Below are 19,659 nucleotides of genomic sequence, written 5' to 3'. Positions count from 1 at the left end.
CGTAAATTTATATCACAGGTCAAGCGAAACTGTCCATCGTTCATGAAAAATAAAATTTGCGTCAGGTATGTTGACGTCGTTTGGCGTGATATTGTATAGTGAATCCATCAGCATTTACAATTTCATCTCGAGGGGTACAATGGGGTACTCGCTCAAGCGGCAATGGAGCCTGCTATCGAATTCGCGGAAAAGAACCGATTCCGTGAATGCGAAAGCGGGCTTTTATGTTGATCGGCTTCAAGAAGGGAGAGAGAATTCTATGAACAACGCCAGGAAAAAGCTGGTGCTGGTCGGAAACGGGATGGCGGGCGTGAGGACGATCGAGCATTTGCTGAAGCTTGCTCCCCATGCATACGACGTGACCATCATCGGGGCGGAACCGCATCCCAACTACAATCGGATTATGCTGTCTTCCGTTCTGGCCGGGGGCGCAAGCTTGCGGGAAATCGTACTCAACGATTGGGACTGGTACGAAGAGAACGGAATTCGTCTGCTTGCGGGGCAAAGGGCGATCGGCATCGACGCGAGCGCGAAACGGGTAACCACGGATAAAGGAATCGCGCTGGAGTACGACAAGCTCGTTCTGGCTACCGGCTCCGACCCGTTCATGCTGCCCTTGCCCGGGGCGGACAAGGAAGGGGTCATCGCGTTCCGCGACTTGAAAGACTGCGAAACGATGATAGAAGCCTCGAAGAGAATCAAGAAGGCGGTCGTCATCGGCGGCGGGCTTCTCGGGTTGGAAGCGGCCAGAGGGCTGCTCCATCTCGGCGTGGACGTCTCGGTCGTGCATATTAACGGCTATCTGATGGATAGGCAGCTGGACGAGACGGCGGGCGGAATGCTGCAGGCGGAGCTTGAACGGCAAGGCATGAAGTTCCTGCTGCGCAAACATTCCGTCGCCGTGCTCGGCAGGAAAAAGGTGACCGGCCTCGCTTTCGCGGACGGGAGCGAGGAGGAGGCGGAGCTGATCGTCATGGCGGTCGGCATCCGACCCAACGTCAAGCTGGCGAAGACGGCCGGAATCGAGGTCAATCGGGGAATCGTCGTCAACGATTGGCTGGAGACGAACGTTGAGGATATCTACTCGGTGGGAGAATGCGCGGAACACAGAGGGATCGCCTACGGTCTTGTGGCGCCGCTGTACGAACAGGGGGCCGTGCTCGCCAAGCGGCTGGCCGGGGTCGAGACGGCCGGATATGCGGGCTCCGTCACCTCCACGAAGCTTAAGGTATCCGGGGTGGACGTCTTCTCGGCAGGCCGCTATGACGAGCCTCCGGGCTCGCGGGCGCTGCGTTACCAGGACGAGATCGACGGCGTGTACAAAAAAATCGTCCTGCAGGACGATAAGCTGGTCGGCGCGGTGCTGTTCGGGGACACGGGAGACGGAGCGAAGCTGTTTTCGATCATGAAAAACGGCGAGTCGATCAAAGGGCGCGAGAAGGAGCTGCTGCTCGGCATCGTTCCTGGACAGAAGGGCGCCGATCCGCTCGAGCGGTTGAAGGGGCTTTCGGACGACGAGATCATTTGCGGCTGCAACGGCGTATCCAAGGGCGCGATCGCCGACGCGATCCTGAATAAAGGCTGCTCGAGCGTAGGCGAGATCAAAGCCTGCACGAAAGCTTCGGGCTCCTGCGGCGGCTGCAAGCCTCTCGTCGAAGGGCTGCTCGCCGTCTATGCGGGCGAGAACGCCGTAGCGACCAAGGAAGGCATCTGCGGCTGCACGGCTTTGGGACGCGACGAGATCGTGGCGGAGATCAAGCGGATGGAACTGAAGAGCATCAAGGAAGTCATGAACGTGCTGGAGTGGGGCAATGCCGAGGGCTGCTCCAAATGCCGGCCGTCGCTCAACTATTATCTGGGCATGCTGTGGCCGGAAGAATACAAGGACGAGAAGGAGTCCAGATTCACGAACGAGAGGTATCACGCGAACATTCAGAAGGACGGCACGTATTCCGTCGTTCCGAGAATATACGGCGGAGTGACGTCTCCGGCGGAATTGAAAAAGATCGCGGAGGTGGCGGAGAAGTTCGACGTGCCGATGGTGAAGTTCACCGGCGGGCAGCGGCTCGACCTGCTCGGGGTGAAGAAGGAGGATTTGCCGAAGATGTGGGAGGAGCTGGAGATGCCGTCCGGACACGCGTACGGCAAAGCGCTTCGCACGGTCAAAACCTGCGTGGGTTCCACGTTCTGCCGCTTCGGAACGCAGGATTCCATCGCGATGGGCATTCGGCTGGAGAAGGAGTTCGAGCGGCTGAACACGCCGGCGAAGGTGAAGCTCGCGGTATCCGGCTGCCCGCGGAATTGCGCGGAAGCGACGATCAAGGATTTCGGCGTGGTGGCGATAGACGGAGGCTGGGAGCTGCATATCGGCGGCAACGGGGGCGTTCACGTTCGCGCGACGGATCTGCTGTGCGTCGTGAAAACGGAAGACGAGGTCGTCGAGTGGGCCGGTGCGTTTCTTCAATATTATAGAGAGAACGCCCAATGGAACGAAAGAACGTCGAACTGGGTGGAACGGGTCGGACTGGACGCGGTGCGAACCGCTCTACAAAACAAAGACGACCGTGCGACGCTGTGCGCCCGAATCCGCAAGACGCTCGATCTGACGACCGATCCGTGGAAGCAGATCGTCGAGAACGGCGCGCTGCGCAAAAATTTCGAGCCGCTGGCGGAAGCGCAAAACGTATAAGGCCAACCATTATCGACCAAGGCAGGTGCAGGCGCATGAGCAAGCTTCATGTCGGCAATATCGACGACATCGATGTCAAAGGGTCCCGCACATTGCGGATACGGGACAAACAGATCGCGTTATTCCGCTTGTCGGACGGGGAAGTGCTCGCGGTCGAAAACAGGTGCCCGCACAAAGGAGGAGCTTTGTCCGAGGGCATGGTGTGCGGACGGGTCGTCCACTGTCCGCTTCACGATTGGAAAATCGATCTGCGCAGCGGCAGCGCGCACGAGCCGGACCACGGCTGCGTCGATACGTTCGAAGTCGAGGTCGACCGGTCGAACGGATCGATCTACGTCACGATTTAATCGGGAGGGGGAGAGCGCATGGATTATGTTAAGCCGTCTCAGATCGTCAATCAAATGATCGATTCCGGAACCGCCAAGGCGAATCTGCCGCCGGTTCAGCTGCTGCTCCGCGGGGGGCTGGCCGGCGCGATTCTGGCTTGCGCCACGACGCTTGCCTTTACCGCGACCGCGCAAACGAATCTCGGCATCGTGGGGGCCGCCGTGTTCCCGGTCGGATTCGTGATCATCGTTCTACTCGGACTCGAGCTCGTTACGGGCAGCTTCGCGCTGATTCCTCCGGCCGTCCTGAAGAGAAAAACGACGCCGGGCAAAATGCTCTCCAGCTTCGGCTGGGTCATCGGCGGACACGTGCTGGGCTGTATTGTCTATGCGGCTTTGTACGGCTTGACCGTCACGAAAATGGGGACGGACATGGGCAGCCCGCTCGCCCAGACGCTCGTTCAGACGGCGGAAGCCAAAACGCTCGCCTACAAGGAGATGGGAGCGTCAGGAATGGCGCTTGTCCTCATCAAAGCGGTTCTCTGCAACTGGATGGTGACGCTCGGCGCCGTCATGGCGCTCGCTTCCAACTCGACAATCGGCAAGATCGCCGCCATGTGGCTGCCGATTTTTATTTTCTTCGGGCAGGGCTTCGAGCACGCCGTCGTTAACCTGTTCGTCATTCCGGCGGGCATGATGCTCGGCGCGAACGTCGGCTTCGGGGATTGGCTGATCTGGAATCAGATTCCGGTGTTTGTCGGAAACTTCGCGGGAGGAGCGCTCTGCACGGGGCTGATGTATTATTGGTCGCAGACCGCGGCCTCGGCAGCGCCTCCGGCAGGCGGGACTTCCCGCGCTAGATCGGAGGCGGCGGGCGCGGAGAAAAGCGCCTAAGGGCCGGAAATCGTTCGTCCGGCCGGCGCCGCGATGCCTGAGCGAAAGTCCGTTGGAAAGCAAGCGGGGATATGCTATAATCAAACCAGCAAAACCGTTTGGGGGGCTGCGGGTGATTCGCTCGAAACCTACTTCCTTGACCGATCGGATCGTTCAACAAGGCGCATGCGAGCGCACGGCCAACCGTGCGCCTGCAGCCATGACGAAAGCCCAGTGGCCATCACTGGGCTTTTTTTGTCATTTGCGGGGCTGTTCGGCCGGGGTCGTTCCGAAGTTTTCCGGCTCCCTCGGAGGCATAATGTTGCGCGGGATTTGCGGAATGAGCCGTCCCACGATGTCGGCGAGCTCGTCCGTAAATCCGGAGATCGGCCGGCCGCTGCGAATGTCGGCGCGGATTTCCCGGATTCGCTGTCCCATATCGATGTCCGCCGTGACCAGCGCGTCGATGCCGTAAGGGTCTTTGCGGAACGCTTCGGCTACCGCGTACTTGATCGTCCCGACCTGAGAACGCTCCATCTTCTCGTCGACGTCGATCCCGACGATGGCATATTTGCCGAAGACGACGCAATTGGCATTCTGCACGCCTTCGACGCCGCGGGCCAGCGCCTCGAGATGAGCCGCTTTCTCCTGAGCGCCGCGCGGCGCGCCGTCGGCCGTTTCGTTCAGCCCTTGCGCGCGAGGATTGTATTCCGCCGACTCCGGATTCGCCTGCTTGCTTCCGCAGCCCGCAGAGCCGAGAACGAGCAGGAACGCCAGCAGCGCCGCGGCCGCCCAAGCGATTGTTTTGTCCGTTTTCATCGTTGTTCACCACCCGGTTGGAGGGATGCCCGGATCGGCCGCGCGGCCGACCGCAGGAAAAGGCTTGCTCGTCGTATTGTTCCCTGTCGTTCGATCCCTATGTAAAGAAGCTGTGGAGAAAAAAACGGAACCTGCTGGATAGGAACGCCCAATAAGCTCGAATCGGGAGGGAACGCCCATGAGAAAAATTTACGTGCTGGATACGAACGTGCTGCTCCACGATCCGCTCTCTTTGTACGCCTTCGACGACAACGAGATCATCATTCCCTCCGTCGTCCTGGAAGAAATCGACTCCAAGAAACGGCTCGCCGACGAGATCGGGCGCAACGCCCGGAACATCTCGCGGGAACTGGACGCCATGAGGACGCAAGGGCCGCTGCATGCCGGCGTGCCGCTGCCGGGCGGAGGCTTGCTTAAAGTGGAAATGAATCATCGGCGATTCGTGAAGGTTCAGGAATTGTTCGGCGAGATGACGAACGATAACCGGATTCTCGCGGTGGCGCTGAATTATCATATGGAGGAGCAGGAGTCGGACGACCCGCGGCCGGTCGTTCTCGTCAGCAAGGACGTGCTCGTGCGCGTGAAGGCGGACGTGCTCGGCATTGTCGCGCAGGATTATCTCTCCGATCGGATCGCGACGGATACGGATCAATATACCGGGTATTTTACGATGCTCGTGCATCCGTCGGTCATCGACGAATTTTACTCGACTCGCTCGCTGAACATCAAGTCTCTCGGGCTTAAGACGACGCTGCATCCGAACGAGTTCGTCATTTTGCGGGATGAGCTCGGGACGTCGAAATCCGCGCTGCTCAAGGTGACCTCGGACGGCCAGCGCCTGGAGCCGCTGCATATGAGCAACGACCCGGTGTGGGGCATTACGGCCCGCAACGCCCAGCAGCGGATGGCGCTGGAGCTGCTGCTCAGCGACGACATTCCGCTCGTTACGCTGACCGGCCGGGCCGGCACCGGGAAGACGCTGCTGACGCTCGCAGCTGGCTTGCTGAAGACGGAAGACGAGCACAGGTTCAAGAAGCTGCTGATCGCCCGTCCGGTCGTGCCGATGGGCAAGGACATCGGTTATTTGCCCGGCGAGAAGGACGAGAAGCTGCGTCCGTGGATGCAGCCGATCTACGATAATCTCGAATATTTGTTCGATACGAAGAAGGCCGGCGATCTCGATAAAATTTTGATGGGCATGGGCAGCATTCAGGTCGAAGCGCTCACGTACATTCGGGGGCGGTCGATTCCGGGACAGTTCATCCTTATCGACGAGGCGCAAAACCTCAGCAAGCACGAGGTGAAGACGATCGTCTCCCGCGTCGGAGAGAACAGCAAAATCGTGCTGCTCGGCGATCCGGAGCAGATCGACCACCCTTACCTGGACTCGCAGAGCAACGGGCTGACCTATCTCGTCGAACGCTTCAAGGAGGAGGGAATCAGCGGCCACGTCACGTTGGAGAAGGGAGAACGCTCGCGGCTGGCCCAGTTGGCCACCGAGAAGCTCTGAGGACGGGCCGGAGCGATTGAGAAGCTCCCGGCGGCGCCGTCGGCCGGAAGCCGCGATTCCGAGAAGGGTTAAGCGATCGGAAGGTCAAGAAGTCGGAGGAGGCCGGTTCCTGCTGTCGCGGGCGGCCTCTTTTGGCTGCCGGGCGGCAGGGGGGATAAAGCGCTTCCCGAAAAGGGGAGACAGGCCGGGCCCGTCCTGTTATCATGAAGGTAGCGTTATGTAACGAAACGACGAAAAAAGGTGAGCTTGTGGCGCGACGGAAGCTGGTCTCGGTGTTCCTGCTGCTATGCATCATGGTTCTATTGTTGTCGCCGTGGGCGGATGCGCCCTCCCCCTCTTCGGTTCCCGTCGCCGTGCAGCAGGGCGGAGCGCAAACGGTCCAGGAGCCCGAGGAAGCCGAAGAAATCTCGCGGATTACGATTGAAGCGGCGCTTGAGGAACAGGAGTTCCGCGCCTTGTCCAATATGAACGACGACTTCGTGTTCAGGCATCCCGATATCCAGGTCGAACTGCGGAGAATTTCTCCCGAGAACGCTTACGAGACGTATCGAACGGCTTCGGAGCTGGAGGAAGCCGCCGACGTGATGCTGTTCCGCAACGAATGGGTGGCGGAATTCGCTTCGTCCGGCTACCTGCACCCCGCCGACGCCGCGTTCGCGGGCAAGGCGTTGGGCGAGCAGTTCGAGGCGCTGTCGGCCCCGCTGAAGTGGAACGGCTACCTGTGGGGCGTTCCGCGCGATATGGACCCGTACGTGCTCGTCTGGAACGCGGAGCTGCTGCGGGCCTGGCTCGGAGAGGAAGCGGAGTTTCCGCTGACAGGCGAGCAGTGGGCGGCCGCGGCGGCTGGCGCGGAGACGGAGGAAGCGAACGGCGCCTATTGGTTCGCCGTCGACGGACAGGACCCGTACGCGCTGCTGGCCTGGCTGGAAAATTATGCGCAGGAACGAACCGACGGGCTGTGGGAGCAAGACGGCGAGCCGTGGGAGGAGACCGCGCGGGGCCAGGCGATGGCTTTGCTGGAAGAGAAGCGGGATCGCGTCCGCTTCGGACGCGACGTCCGCGAGGCGCTGAGCGCGGGCAACGCGCTGGCGGGCGTCCTGCCGTATTCGGAGGCGGAGGAGCTGGTGTCGCGCGAAGGCTCCGGGGAGCAGGCGGAATTCAAGCTGGCGATCGACCATCATTCGTGGAACCTGCCGTACATATGGCCTCGGGGCAGCAGCTTCGTCATCTCCTCGCGCACCGAGGCCGAAGAGGCCGCCGGCGTATGGATCGCGGACATGACGGGAGAGCAGGCGCAGCTGCTGCACATGGAGGAGCAGGGCAAGCTTCCGGTATTCCGCTCGCTGTACGACGTCGACCGAAGATTGTCCAACCTGCTCCCGGGCCGTTCGGGACAAGCTTTTCCAAATCAGGCTCCGCTGCTGTCCGGTCCGGACGCGGTTCGGGAGCTCGACCGTCTCGGAGAGCTGTGGGGCGAATTTTCCGGCGGTCAATTGACCTGGGAGGAATGGCAGGAAGCATGGGAGAGCGGGACGGGAGACTGAGGAGCTCAGCCTCCGATCCCGAGGTCTACCGTCAACAGGCCGTCCTCCATCTCCACGCTGCGGGCTTTGACGTATTTGATCAGCTTCTGCGGATAGAAGCCGAGGTCGAATTCCTGTTCCAGTTCGGCTCTTGTCGTATCGGGCAAGGCCAGACCGTTGAAAACAAGCTTATCGACATGAAAACGAATGGCGTTCTCCGGCTCGTTCTCGATCGTATAGCGGCCCTGGATGGTGACCTGCAGATGGCCGTTGTCGCCCTCCATCGTAAGCAGGCCGTCGTCGAATTTAAACGAGAAGTCGTCGAAGCGGCTGTCCTGCGAGCGCAGAAATTCGTTTAACTGGCGATCGGACAACGTCAGCTTGGTTTTCAGGCCGTTTGTCTGGACGATGCCCGGCGTTTTTTTGACGTAATCGGGAAGCTGGGTCATGGCGCTGGCCAGCGCTTTGAAATGCTGCTTTACCTCGTACAGGCCCACATTCCTCCAATACGCCTGCAGCTCATCCATCAGCTTGCGGAGCATTTGCTCGTCTCCGCTGGCGGCGAGCTCGCGGTCCAGATCGCCGCGCAGCGCGTTCATGCGATCCCGCTGGGCGACCAGCCCGGATTCCACGGCGACCAGATCGTCCTTCTCCCGCTTCAGCCGTTCGTATCCGCTCTTAAGCTCGCGATACTGCTCCGCGTAAGCGTTCATCGTCCGGTGATCGGCCTGCACGATGAGGTCCATCGTATCCCAGACGCGGATGATCTTCGGCAGGGAGTCGGCGTGCAGCAGCGCAGCCATCCAGAAATCCTTGTAGCCCATATAATAGGATCGCAGAACGTGGCCCGCCTTCTCGCGCTGGACGGCGATCGCCATCTCGCGTTCGGCGAGCAGCCGTTCGTTCCGCTCGATGTCGGCCTGCGCGCCGCTCCGCAGAGCGGAGATTCTGTCGATCTCGCGATTCAGCTCGACGACCGACAAGCTTTTCTCCAGCAATTGTCGCGTTTCCTCGGGATAAGGCTCGGCATGGACGGGAAGCAGGGCTCCGCCTCTGGAGACGCCCAGCAGAAACATAGAAACCGCGAGCGTTAATATACCTATCCGACGCATCGGGTCACTCCTTTCCGGCGGCGTCCGATCCTATGTTATTATAAACTTTCAAATTCCCTTGGGAAAGGTGCGAATAGAATGGTTAACGCCCAAGCTCGGCATCCCTCCCTTCCGGCCGCGATCGCGGCAAGCATCGAGGAGCGGGGATTGCGGGGGATCGCGGCGGACGGGTCGGAGCTGTCCGCCATTCCCTTTCACCAGTATATGTCGCTTTGCCTCTATCATCCCGATTTTGGTTATTATCGTTCCGGTGCGCCCAAGGTCGGAAGAGACGGGGACTTCTACACGAGCTCGCATATCGGAGAGGCGATGGGCGAGCGGCTGGCAAGCTGGCTGCGCCGGACCGCGTTCGAGCGGTTCGGGGGAGACGAGACGGTCGAGGTGCTCGACTGGGGCGGCGGCACGGGGCGGCTGAGCCGGCAAATGCTGGACGCATGGTCGTCCTCGGAAGCGGACCGCGGGGGAGAAGGCTCGCTCTCGTTCGTCGTCACCGTCATCGACGGGAATCCGTCGCATCGGCGGGAGGCGGAGCGGGAGCTGGCGGCCTACATTCGCGAGGGCCGGGCTCGGGTGGCGGACGAGACGGAATGGGAGCGGTTGGTCGTTCCCGGCCGGCCGGTCGTCGTCGCGGCGAACGAGCTGCTCGACGCCTTCCCCGTCCACCGGCTCGTTAGGGAACGCGGAGAGCTGCGCGAGTGGGGAGTGGCCTGCGCGGAAGGCGGCGGCTTCGTCCCGTGCCGCATGGAGCCGACCGAGCCGCGGCTGGCCGAATGGCTGCGGGAGGAAGGGATCGGGCTGCTGGACGGCCAGACGGTCGAGGCGAATCTGGACGGCGCGGCCTGGGCGGCGGCGCTCGCGGGCGGTCTGGAGCGAGCGCTGCTCGTCTTCATCGATTACGGCGACGAGACCGCCGAGCTGACCGGGCCGCACCGGATGGACGGAACGCTGCTCTGCTACCGCGAGCACCGGGCGCACAACGATCCGTACGTCTGGCCGGGAGAGCAGGACCTGACCGCGCATGTGAACTTCAGCCATATCCGGCGCTGCGTGGAGCGCCAGGGGGCAAAGGAGATCTGGTACGGCTCGCAAAAGCGGTTTCTGGTCGAGGCCGGTATTTTGGAGCAATTGACGGCGCATGGCCATTCCGATCCGTTCCATCCCGTCGCGCGCCGAAACCGCGCGATTCGCCAGCTGCTGCTCTCCGACGGGATGAGCGAGCTGTTCAAGGTGCAGGTCTTCCTGGTGGATCGCCGGCCGAAGTCCGAATAATCAAGCAAAAACGCCTGCGGCGTCTTTAAGACGGCGAACGCGTTTTTGTCGGAGACGATACAGACAAGGATAAGGGTGAAACTTATAAATTCTGTATCGTCAAAAAAAACGCCTTCTTCGTCGCGGGGACGAGAAGGCGTTTTTTGTCGCTGTGTGCCGTATGTATCCGGTCTAAGTTACACGGGAATTCCCATCTCGAAGACGGACCAGTACGTAAAACCGAGGAAAGCCAAAACCATATAGCCCCAGAAGACGTACAGGTATGTGCGCTCGGTAAAGTTCAAATAGCCGATCAGGAAGAAAACGGCGGTCTGGATGAAGAACAGCAGGGCGAACTCGTACATGTCTCCCGCAAACGCCATCAGGGCAATTGCCAGCGTCCAGAAACCGAGGACCCTAAACATACGTGCCATCGTGAATACCCCTCTCATACGCGCAAAGACGATTTCTAAAGCATATTATAACGGCTCCGCATAGGCATGTAAACCCGGCAAGTCGTGACGAATCGGCAAACTTTTTCCGCGTTCCCTTATCGTTCCCCGCCTCCGCAAGGGTTATGCGCGCAATCGACGCCGGATCGTTTTTGCATTTTCGAAAGGTATAGTGACAGGAAAAGTGGATATAAATAGGAGTATCCGATAGATTCTATGAATTCTACTACGGGCATAGAAATGAAGAAAGCAGCAAAATATATGCGAAGCTTGAAGGAGGGAAGGGCAACATGACGGCTGCAAGACAAGACGCATGGAGTCCGGATGACGACCTGATCTTGGCGGAGGTTACTTTGCGCCATATTCGCGAGGGCAGCACGCAGCTGTCCGCTTTCGAAGAGGTAGGGCAGCGAATCGCCCGGACTTCCGCGGCATGCGGTTTTCGTTGGAATAGCTGCGTACGCAAAAGATACGGCGAAGCGATCGGATTGGCCAAACAGCAGCGTCAGAAACGGAATTATCTCAAAAAGCAGGGGATTTCTATTTCCGGAACTGAACGGCTGGTCGCAGAGGAAGGCGAAAGCGGCAAGCAGGAGCTGTTGTCTGCGGAGTCGCTGTCGCTTGAATCGATCATCCGCTATTTGCGTCAATGGAAGAATACCGTTCAAGAGATGAGCAAACAGATCCGCCAGCTTGAAAAAGAGCTGAAGGAGAAGGACGAACGGCTGTCCGAGCTAAGCCAAACGAATGAGCGGCTCTCTAAGGAAGTCAACGAGGTGCAGACGGACTATCAGGTCGTCAACGACGATTACAAGGCGCTGATCCGCATTATGGATCGCGCGCGCAAGCTGGCGTTCCTGACGGAAGAGGAAGAGGAACGAGCGAAATTCAAGATGGACGCCAACGGCAATCTGGAACGAATCGAATAAAACGGTCGAACCCGCAGGGCTATCCCTGCGGGTTTTGCTTTGGTATCTTTAAGAGAGCGATAGGACGAACCGGACTTCTCTGCGGGGAGAATCCGGGGGCAGGGAGGAAGGAACGCGACATATGGACGAGAAAGCGGCCGTGCTGGGCGGCGGGTCGTTAGGGCTGCTGCTGGCGGGCAAGCTGCGCGCGGCGGGGCGGGACTGCGTCGTCTGGACGAGAACGCGGGAGCAGGCCGACAAGCTTAACGAAGAGGATTTGCTGCTGACGGAAGCGGAGGGCGCTCCGGAGCGCCGGTCGACCGTCTCCGCCGTCGCATGGGACGAAGCGCCGCCGTTCTCCGGAATCGTCCTGCTGACGGTTAAGCAGACGGCGCTCGAGGAACGGTTTCTGAGACGGCTGGCCGAGCTTGTGCCTCCGGGAGGAACGGTCGTTCCGTTCCAGAACGGAATCGGGCACGTCGAAGCGCTGCGGGAGGCGCTGCCGGGAAGAGACGTCGTCGTTGCGCTGACGACCGAGGGCGCTCTGCGGACGGGCATGAACCGCGTGCGGCATACCGGACGCGGAGACATTCGGCTGGGAGACGACGGCTTGGCGCGGCCGGAGCGGCTGGAAGCGGTCGAACGAATGCTGAAACAGGCAGGATTTTCCGTGTTTCTGTCGAAAATGTTGGATAACGACATGAAGCGCAAGCTGCTGATCAACGCGGTCATTAATCCGATTACGGCGATCCTGCGCATTCCGAACGGCGCGATTCTGGAGTCGCCGGAAAGGCTGGCGCTGGCCGAATCGTTGTTTCGGGAGACGTACGGGGTGCTCGCCGCTTACGGCCTGGAGGGAGAGGCCGAGCTATGGGACGCGATCGCGCGAGTCTGCGAGGCGACGGCCGGCAACCGCTCCTCGATGCTTCAGGACATCGACGCGGGCAGGACGACCGAGATCGACTCGATCAACGGAATGATCGCGCGCATGGCTGCGGCGAAAAACTTGGACGCGCCCTGGAACCGCATGGCGACGGCGCTCGTCAAGGCGCTGCATTAACAACGGATATGAGGTGACGCATGAGCTCCATCTGGAATGCACTCGTCCAAGCCTATGCTTTTCTGGCTACCGTACCGGTTATTCCGTTTATTCTCGTTTTCGTCATTATGACCTTCATAGGCAGCGACCGGAAGAGTGCGATCCAGCTCTCGATGGACATTACGACGGCGTTTCTGTTCGGCTGCGTGGCTTCCCTGTTGAACGGTCGGCTGCACACGGGCTTCGGGCCTTTTTTTCTGCTGCTCGTCATGCTGATCGGCGGCGGGCTGATCGGCAGCGCGCAAAACCGGGTGAGAGGCAAGGTCGATCCGAAAAAGCTGCTGCGCGCCGTATGGAGGCTGAGCTTTTTCGGCTTGTCCGCGCTGTATATTCTTCTCATGCTGCTGGCGATCGTTTTTCCGACCGCGGCGAAGTGAAAAACCGCCGGCTGGGAGCCCGAACGCGAACGGGACCGAAGGTGTATACATAACTGTGCAGAGCAAATCCGCTATTTTCCTCGCAAATCTTTTGACGATCCGACTTCGGTTGTGTACAATCGATTTTGATAGCACAACGACAGATCGGGGGAAAGCTCCCTTTGGATATTCTACCTTATTTCGAATCCAATCGTTCTTCTTTGGCGGAGCGTTATAGATTAGAAGACTCGCAAGTCCGGGAATTGTTCGGCAGCCATCCCGGCGAGGCGCGTTCCTGGGAAGACCGGGCGGCCTATCTGGACGATACGGCCGGCGGAAGGGCCGACCTCCGGCGCGTGGCGGAGGCGGTCAAAGCGTATCACCGGAAGCTTCCGGCGCACGCCGAAACGGACAAAGCGTTGGAGAAGCTGGAGCGCGAGGGCGCGCTTGTCGTCGTCGGAGGCCAGCAGGCCGGCCTGTTCGGCGGGGCGCTGCTCATTTATTACAAGGCGCTGTCCGTCATCCAGGCGGCGCGCGAGGCGGAACGCCGTTTGAACCGGCCGGTCGTGCCGGTGTTCTGGATCGCGGGAGAGGATCACGATTTCGACGAAGCGAATCATGTGAACGTGCAGACGCCGGGCGGAGAAGTCCGGCGCGTGCGCATCGAACGTCCGGAAGGGCCGCGGCTGGCGGTCAGCCGGACGCCTTTGTCCGCAGAGCAATGGGCCGACGCGCTCCGGGAGCTGGCCGCCCAGCTGCCGGACACGGAGTTTAAGCCGCAGCTGCTGGACCGGCTGCAAAGCCATGTGACGGACGCTCCGTCGCTTAGTCTGGCCTTCGCCCGGCTGCTGGCCGATTGGTTCGGCAAGCAGGGGCTGCTGCTGCTCGATGCCGACGACCCGAATCTTCGGGCGCTGGAGGGACCGATGTTCCGCGAGCTGATCTCCCGCAGCGACGAGCTTGAAGAGGCGCTAAAGGCCGGCGAGGGCCGCGTGCTCGCGCAGGGCTTCAAGCTTCAGGCGGAGACCGCGCCGGGCAGCGCGAACCTGTTCCTGCACCATGAGCAGGGCCGGCTGCTGCTGCATAAAGACGCCGGCCGCTTCGTCGACCGAAGGGGAGTCGTCTCCCTCTCGCGCGAGGAGATGCTGGAGCTGACCGCCCATCGTCCCGACCTGCTCAGCACGAACGCGCTCACCCGTCCGCTGATGCAGGATTATTTGCTTCCCGTGCTGGGGACCGTGCTCGGTCCGTCGGAGATCGCCTATTGGGCCATTCTCGGCCCGGCTTTCGGGGAGTTCGGGATGAGGATGCCGCTCTTGCTGCCGCGGCAGTCGTTCACTTACATCGAGCCTGCTGTGGCGGGGCTGCTGGACAAATATTCGCTCACCGTCCAGCAGGCGATCGAGGATTGGGAGACGCTGCGCGCCGAATGGCTCGGCAGCCAGGACGAGTGGAATCTGGAGGAGCAGTTCCGCCGCGTCAAGGAGCAGTTCGCGGCTTTATACGAGCCGGTGATGAATACGGTGTCCGGGCTGCAGCCGGGCTTGGCCCGGCTTGCGGAGAGCAACCGGGACCGCATCGTGGAGCAGATTTCTTACCTGGAGTCGAGATCCGTCGACGCGATCGCCAAGCGGCACGAGTCGTCGCTGCGGCAGTGGGATCGGATCAGGCAGTCGCTTACTCCGCTCGCCAAGCTGCAGGAGAGGGTATACGGTACGATCCATTTCTGGAACCGGTACGGTCCGGGCTGGCTCACGCTGTGGCACGACGTGCCGTTCGACCCGGCCGGCGGCCACCGCTTGGTAGGCGGCTGGCCGCATCCGACGGAACGATAATGGAACGCTAATTTATTGAACGATGGAGGAATGGACCTTTATGAAAACCGCCTTGAAAAGCATCGTGCGCGATCCTTCGCTCGCGCCGGAAGGCAAGCTCAAGATCGACTGGGTGCAAGCCCATATGCCGGTGCTGAACCGGATTCGCGAGGAGTTCGAGCGCGATCAGCCGTTTAAGGGGCTGCGCGTGGCGATATCCCTTCACCTGGAGGCGAAGACGGCCTATCTCGCGAAGGTCGTGCAAGCCGGCGGCGCGGAAGTCGTCATTACCGGCAGCAACCCGCTGTCGACGCAGGACGACGTATGCGCGGCGCTCGTCGAGGACGGTATCGCAGTGTTCGCGAAATACAATCCCGATCCGCAGGAATACAAGGATCTGATGGTCAAGACGCTGGAGACGAAGCCGGACCTCATCATCGACGACGGCGGCGATCTCGTGTCGATTCTTCATTCGGAGCGCCAGGATCTGCTCGCGCAGGTGCGCGGCGGCGCGGAGGAGACGACAACCGGCATTTTGCGCCTGAAGGCGATGGAGAAGGACGGATCTCTCAAGTTCCCGATGGTGGCCGTTAACGACGCTTACTGCAAATATTTGTTCGATAATCGTTACGGCACGGGCCAATCGGTATGGGACGGCATCAACCGGACGACCAACCTGGTCGTCGCCGGCAAGACGGTGGTCGTCAACGGTTACGGCTGGTGCGGCAAGGGCGTGGCGATGCGGGCCAAAGGGCTCGGAGCGAACGTCGTCGTCACCGAAGTGGACGCGATTCGCGCGGTCGAAGCTTATATGGACGGCTTTGCGGTCATGTCGATGGCGGACGCGGCCAAGGTCGGCGATTTCTTCGTTACGGTGACGGGCAACAGGGACGTCATTCGCGGCGCGCATATCGCGAACATGAAGGACGGCGCGATTCTGTCCAACGCGGGCCACTTCGACGTCGAGGTCAACCTGGTCGAGCTCGCCGAGCTGTCGGTATCCAAGCGCGTCGTGCGCCGCAACATCGAGGAGTACGTGCTGAAGGACGGACGCAAAATCTACGTGCTGGCCGAAGGACGCCTCGTCAATCTGGCGGCAGGCGACGGGCACCCGGCCGAGATTATGGATATGACGTTCGCGCTGCAAGCGGCGGCGCTGCGCTACGTGAACGAGAATTACGAAAAAATCGGCAGCCAGGTCATCAACGTTCCGTATGAGCTGGACGAAAGAGTGGCCCGGACGAAGCTGGAATCGCTCGGCATCGGCATCGACGCGCTGTCCGACGAGCAGAAAGCTTACTTGGAAAGCTGGACCGCCCACTGAAGCCTAGATTTAGGGAGCTGTTTCGCAAGTAAACAAAGATGTACCGAGCGATAATCGATGGAATAATGTGAGTCGCATCTATCTCCTTCCGATGCTATACGATCCTGAAATTTTGAACTTGTAAACCCGTCACAGGGTCATTTCAGGAACGTATGAGGCAGTCTCCAGGAGATAGATGCTTTTTCTTTTTCATCGATCCACGTACGTTGTTACTTGCGGGGCGGCGCCCTATTTTTATTTTAAACCGCGCGGCAACATTTTCCTTTTCGTTCACGTCTATCCAAATAGAAGTCATTTATTGGCCAGATATAACGAAAAGGGGAGATTTCGATGAAAGGGAAGCGGTTTGGCTTGTGGGGAAAGCGCTTGCTGGCAGCGATGGTCGCGGCGGTATTGGCGGCAGGACTGGCGGCGTGCAGCGGCAGCTCGGACGACTCGGCGGGCGCGGCGAAGATGTCCATGGCCGATCAGGCCGCGGCGCCGGCGGAGATGGGAGAGATGCAGATGGCGGAGGCGCCCGCCGCCGCGGCTTCGTCGGCCGTGCAGGCCGATTCCGCCACGTCGGTCGACGGAGCCGCGGCCTACACGGGGGGCGGCATCGGGCCGATCGCCGACGCCAACGCGGGTTACGGCCGCAAGGTGATCTACCGTGCGGATATGGTCATGAAGGTGAAGGAGTTCCGCACGGCGGAGGAGCAGCTGCTGGATCAGATCCATCTTAGCGGCGCTTACGTGCTGCAATTTTCCGACAGCCGCAATGCGAACGAGATCGGAGCGAACTACGTCATCAAGGTGCCGTCGGACGGCTTCTCCCCGTTTCTCGAGAAGCTGCAGAAGATCGAGAGCCTGAAGTTCGAGCGCGAAGTGCAGGGCAGCGACGTCACCGAGGAATTCGTCGATCTCGAAGCCCGACTGAAAACCCAGACGACGCTCGAAGCCCGTTATCTCGACTTCATGGACAAGGCGACGAAAACCGACGACCTGGTCAGGTTCGCCAACGAGCTGGCACAGGTGCAGGGGACGATCGAGCAGATTAAAGGCCGCATGCGTTTCCTGGAGCAGAACGTCGCCTTCTCTACGGTTAATTTGCGCCTGTACCAGGATTCCGGGCTCGCGGAGTCGAAGCAGGAGGACGAAGAAGGAAAGAAAACCTTCGGCGACCGAATCTCGGACGCGCTGCTCGGCAGCGCGAACGTGCTGCGGCAGTTCGGGGAAGGGCTGCTCGTCGTGTTGGCGGCGATGCTCCCGATATTGATCGTCGTCGCCGTAGTCGGGGTTCCCGCGTATTACGTCGTCCGCAAGCGCGGCGCGGCCAGACGCCAAGCCTCCGAGGAGAAGCGCAGGGCGTGGAACCGGGAGCGTCTGGAGGGCGAACATTCCGACAATCCGGAGGAGGCGCAAACGCTGGCGGAGCCGGACGGAACAGTAGAGACGGAAGGGGCGGAAGAGGCGGCGGAAACGAAAGAAGCCGCGGAGAAACATCCGGATTCGCCGGAAGAGAGTCGTTAATCTCGTAAAATATTTTTTCACAAAATCCTGCCTTCGGGGCAGGATTTTTATTTTACGTCGCGAATAATCATCATAAGTGGTTCAAAGTGGTGAAAAGTGGTGGAGAATGGGGGAGGTGTGGAGAGCTTATGTTTTTAGGGGAATTTCAGCATACGATCGACGATAAGGGAAGAATCATCATCCCGGTGAAATTCCGCGAAGCTCTCGGCACCGACTTCATCATTACCCGCGGGCTGGATAACTGCCTGTTCGTCTATCCGCGCGAAGAATGGGCCCAGCTCGAGCAGAAGATCAAGACTCTGCCGTCCATGGCGGCGAACGCCAGAGCGTTCTCCCGGCTGCTGTTCTCCGGCGCCTCGGAATGCGAGTGGGACAAACAGGGCAGGGTAAACGTACCGAACCACCTGCGCGAATACGCCAAGCTGGACAAGGAATGCACCGTCATCGGCGTCTCCAGCCGGGTCGAGATTTGGGACAAGGCGACCTGGGAGGACTACTCCCGCCAGTCGGCCGAATCCTTTAACGAGATTGCGGAGAAGCTGGTCGATTTCGATTTTAATTTCTGATCCGTCCCTTCCCATGTTTACAACCTCTTTAACCATACATAAACGACAAGAAAGACGGTTCCCTTGCAGGGCGCCGGGAGGCAGCGGCTATGTTTCATCATGTTACCGTATTAAAAGAAGAATCCGTAAAGGCGTTAAACGTGCGTCCGGACGGTATTTACGTCGATTGCACGCTCGGCGGCGCCGGGCATAGCGCGCTGATCGCGTCGCAGCTCGGCCCGCAGGGCCGGCTGATCGCGTTCGATCAGGACGAGGCCGCTCTCGCGAACGCGCGGGAGAAGCTGGCCCCTTACGGCGATATCGTAACGTTGGTGAAGAGCAACTTCCGGCACCTGAAGACGGAGCTGAAGCGCGCCGGAGTTCCCGAACGGGACGGCGTGCCGCAGGTCGACGGCATTTTGTTCGATCTGGGCGTCTCCAGTCCGCAGCTCGACGAAGCCGACCGCGGCTTCAGCTACAACCACGACGCGGAGCTGGACATGCGAATGGACCGGGAGCAGCCGCTCACGGCCAGAGAGATCGTGAACGAATGGAGCGAACGGGAAATCGCGGACATTCTGCGGGATTACGGCGAGGAGAAGTTCGCCCGCAAAATTGCGGCCAGCCTCGTCAAGCTGCGGGAGAAGTCGCCGATCGAGACGACCGGGCAGCTGGCGGACATCGTGAAGAACGCCATTCCCGCGGCGACCCGCCGCACGGGCCCGCATCCGGCGAAGCGCTCGTTCCAGGCGCTGCGTATCGCGGTCAACGACGAGCTGGGCGCCTTCGAGGAGGCGCTGGCGCAATCGATCGACTGCGCCGGTCCGGGAGGCCGCATCGCGGTCATCACCTTCCATTCGCTGGAGGACCGCATCTGCAAGACGGCGTTCGCCAAGGAGGTCGCCAGCTGCAGCTGCCCGCCGGATTTTCCGGTGTGCGTATGCGGAGGCGGAGAGGGGCGGCTCAGACTGACGCCGCGCAAGCCGATTCTGCCGTCGGAGGAAGAGCTGGAGCTGAATCCAAGAGCCCGTTCCTCCAAATTGAGAGTAGCCGAGAAGCTCGGATAACCGGGCTGTAAATACGCAAGCTTATTTTATTTCGAGAGGGGCACTGACTTTATATGGCATATTACGGCAACTTGGCGCTTCGTCCGGAGCGCGTAGAAGAACAGAAGGTCAAACAGCAGAGCCCGCGGATTCCGAGTCCGCCCGCGCGATCGCCGCGGAAACGGCAGCTGCCGATCGGAGAGAAGCTGCTCTATTTGTTGACGATCGCGGCGGTCGCCTTCGTGGCGGGGGCGATCATTTTCCGCTATGCGCAAATCTATCAAATCAACGGTCAACTGCAGACGGTCAACAAAACCTATAACCAGACGACGGAACAAACGAAGGAGCTTCAGCGGGAGGTGGAGCGGCTGAGCGATCCGGGCGCGATCCGGAAGAAGGCTTTGGAGCTGGGATACGTTCCGGTGACGGCGGACAGCATCGAAGCCTCGAAGAACGATCGGACTCCCGTTACGGACAAGCCTTAAGAGAACCACGGAGGACAAGAG

At 60.3% G+C, this 19,659-nt stretch carries 18 protein-coding genes; 15 read left to right on the top strand and 3 right to left on the bottom strand.

Annotated elements, in window-relative coordinates:
• Positions 1–259 precede the first annotated feature (259 nt).
• Genes nirB through ACFFT4_RS34140 form a run of 3 tightly spaced genes read left to right on the top strand, consistent with a single transcriptional unit; the run spans position 260 to position 3,909 of the window.
• Positions 260–2,689 carry a nitrite reductase large subunit NirB gene (gene nirB, locus ACFFT4_RS34150; protein WP_378054161.1) on the top strand — a complete coding sequence of 810 codons (2,430 nt, stop codon included), beginning with the start codon at positions 260–262 and terminating at the stop codon, positions 2,687–2,689.
• Between the two features lie 35 nt (positions 2,690–2,724).
• Positions 2,725–3,036, top strand: coding sequence for a nitrite reductase small subunit NirD (gene nirD, locus ACFFT4_RS34145; RefSeq protein WP_378054159.1), 312 nt, complete (start codon positions 2,725–2,727; stop codon positions 3,034–3,036).
• Between the two features lie 18 nt (positions 3,037–3,054).
• Positions 3,055–3,909 (top strand): formate/nitrite transporter family protein, encoded by an 855-nt coding sequence (locus ACFFT4_RS34140; protein WP_378054157.1) that lies wholly within the window; start codon positions 3,055–3,057, stop codon positions 3,907–3,909.
• A gap of 237 nt (positions 3,910–4,146) precedes the next feature.
• Here ACFFT4_RS34140 and ACFFT4_RS34135 read toward each other — a convergent pair whose 3' ends face one another.
• Positions 4,147–4,707 carry a YhcN/YlaJ family sporulation lipoprotein gene (locus tag ACFFT4_RS34135; protein WP_378054155.1) on the bottom strand — a complete coding sequence of 187 codons (561 nt, stop codon included), beginning with the start codon at positions 4,705–4,707 and terminating at the stop codon, positions 4,147–4,149.
• Positions 4,708–4,885: 178 nt separating this feature from the next.
• Between ACFFT4_RS34135 and ACFFT4_RS34130 the strand changes: the two genes are divergently transcribed.
• Both ACFFT4_RS34130 and ACFFT4_RS34125 read left to right on the top strand, forming a co-directional pair.
• A complete protein-coding gene (locus tag ACFFT4_RS34130; protein ID WP_378054153.1) occupies positions 4,886–6,217 on the top strand; it encodes a PhoH family protein in 1,332 nt (443 codons plus the stop codon).
• 248 nt (positions 6,218–6,465) lie between these two features.
• Complete coding sequence (locus ACFFT4_RS34125; protein WP_378054151.1) at positions 6,466–7,761, top strand: extracellular solute-binding protein; 1,296 nt, start codon at positions 6,466–6,468, stop codon at positions 7,759–7,761.
• A gap of 5 nt (positions 7,762–7,766) precedes the next feature.
• Here ACFFT4_RS34125 and ACFFT4_RS34120 read toward each other — a convergent pair whose 3' ends face one another.
• Positions 7,767–8,852, bottom strand: a complete 1,086-nt coding sequence (locus ACFFT4_RS34120) for a coiled-coil domain-containing protein (protein ID WP_378054149.1) — start codon at positions 8,850–8,852, stop codon at positions 7,767–7,769.
• A gap of 78 nt (positions 8,853–8,930) precedes the next feature.
• Here ACFFT4_RS34120 and ACFFT4_RS34115 point away from each other — a divergent pair, with 78 nt between their 5' ends.
• The gene (locus ACFFT4_RS34115) at positions 8,931–10,121 is read left to right on the top strand and encodes a class I SAM-dependent methyltransferase (protein ID WP_378054147.1); all 1,191 of its coding nucleotides are present in this window, start codon (positions 8,931–8,933) and stop codon (positions 10,119–10,121) included.
• Between the two features lie 176 nt (positions 10,122–10,297).
• On the opposite strand, the gene ACFFT4_RS34110 is transcribed toward ACFFT4_RS34115, so the two are convergent.
• Positions 10,298–10,534 carry a DUF2626 family protein gene (locus ACFFT4_RS34110; RefSeq protein ID WP_378054145.1) on the bottom strand — a complete coding sequence of 79 codons (237 nt, stop codon included), beginning with the start codon at positions 10,532–10,534 and terminating at the stop codon, positions 10,298–10,300.
• 308 nt (positions 10,535–10,842) lie between these two features.
• Here ACFFT4_RS34110 and ACFFT4_RS34105 point away from each other — a divergent pair, with 308 nt between their 5' ends.
• The 9 genes from ACFFT4_RS34105 (at position 10,843) to ftsL2 (ending at position 19,638) form a co-directional block, all read left to right on the top strand.
• Positions 10,843–11,481, top strand: a complete 639-nt coding sequence (locus tag ACFFT4_RS34105) for an RsfA family transcriptional regulator (RefSeq protein ID WP_378054143.1) — start codon at positions 10,843–10,845, stop codon at positions 11,479–11,481.
• 121 nt (positions 11,482–11,602) lie between these two features.
• On the top strand, positions 11,603–12,520 hold the full coding sequence (locus ACFFT4_RS34100) for a ketopantoate reductase family protein (RefSeq protein WP_378054141.1): 918 nt from the start codon (positions 11,603–11,605) through the stop codon (positions 12,518–12,520).
• A gap of 20 nt (positions 12,521–12,540) precedes the next feature.
• Positions 12,541–12,936, top strand: coding sequence for a DUF3397 domain-containing protein (locus tag ACFFT4_RS34095; RefSeq protein WP_378054139.1), 396 nt, complete (start codon positions 12,541–12,543; stop codon positions 12,934–12,936).
• Positions 12,937–13,097: 161 nt separating this feature from the next.
• Positions 13,098–14,750 carry a bacillithiol biosynthesis cysteine-adding enzyme BshC gene (gene bshC, locus ACFFT4_RS34090; RefSeq protein WP_378054137.1) on the top strand — a complete coding sequence of 551 codons (1,653 nt, stop codon included), beginning with the start codon at positions 13,098–13,100 and terminating at the stop codon, positions 14,748–14,750.
• Positions 14,751–14,790: 40 nt separating this feature from the next.
• Entirely contained in the window at positions 14,791–16,053 is a 1,263-nt protein-coding gene (locus ACFFT4_RS34085) for an adenosylhomocysteinase (RefSeq protein WP_378054135.1), read from the top strand.
• A gap of 330 nt (positions 16,054–16,383) precedes the next feature.
• Positions 16,384–17,562 carry a DUF4349 domain-containing protein gene (locus ACFFT4_RS34080; protein ID WP_378054133.1) on the top strand — a complete coding sequence of 393 codons (1,179 nt, stop codon included), beginning with the start codon at positions 16,384–16,386 and terminating at the stop codon, positions 17,560–17,562.
• Between the two features lie 128 nt (positions 17,563–17,690).
• Entirely contained in the window at positions 17,691–18,128 is a 438-nt protein-coding gene (gene mraZ, locus ACFFT4_RS34075; RefSeq protein WP_378054131.1) for a division/cell wall cluster transcriptional repressor MraZ, read from the top strand.
• A gap of 89 nt (positions 18,129–18,217) precedes the next feature.
• Positions 18,218–19,174 (top strand): 16S rRNA (cytosine(1402)-N(4))-methyltransferase RsmH, encoded by a 957-nt coding sequence (rsmH, locus tag ACFFT4_RS34070; protein WP_378054128.1) that lies wholly within the window; start codon positions 18,218–18,220, stop codon positions 19,172–19,174.
• Positions 19,175–19,227: 53 nt separating this feature from the next.
• A complete protein-coding gene (gene ftsL2, locus ACFFT4_RS34065) occupies positions 19,228–19,638 on the top strand; it encodes a cell division protein FtsL (RefSeq protein WP_378054126.1) in 411 nt (136 codons plus the stop codon).
• Positions 19,639–19,659: the final 21 nt, after the last annotated feature.

It is taken from the genome of Cohnella cellulosilytica (genome assembly GCF_042431195.1).
Lineage (GTDB): Bacteria > Bacillota > Bacilli > Paenibacillales > Paenibacillaceae > Cohnella > Cohnella cellulosilytica.
This window is presented reverse-complemented; position numbering and strand designations above follow the sequence as displayed.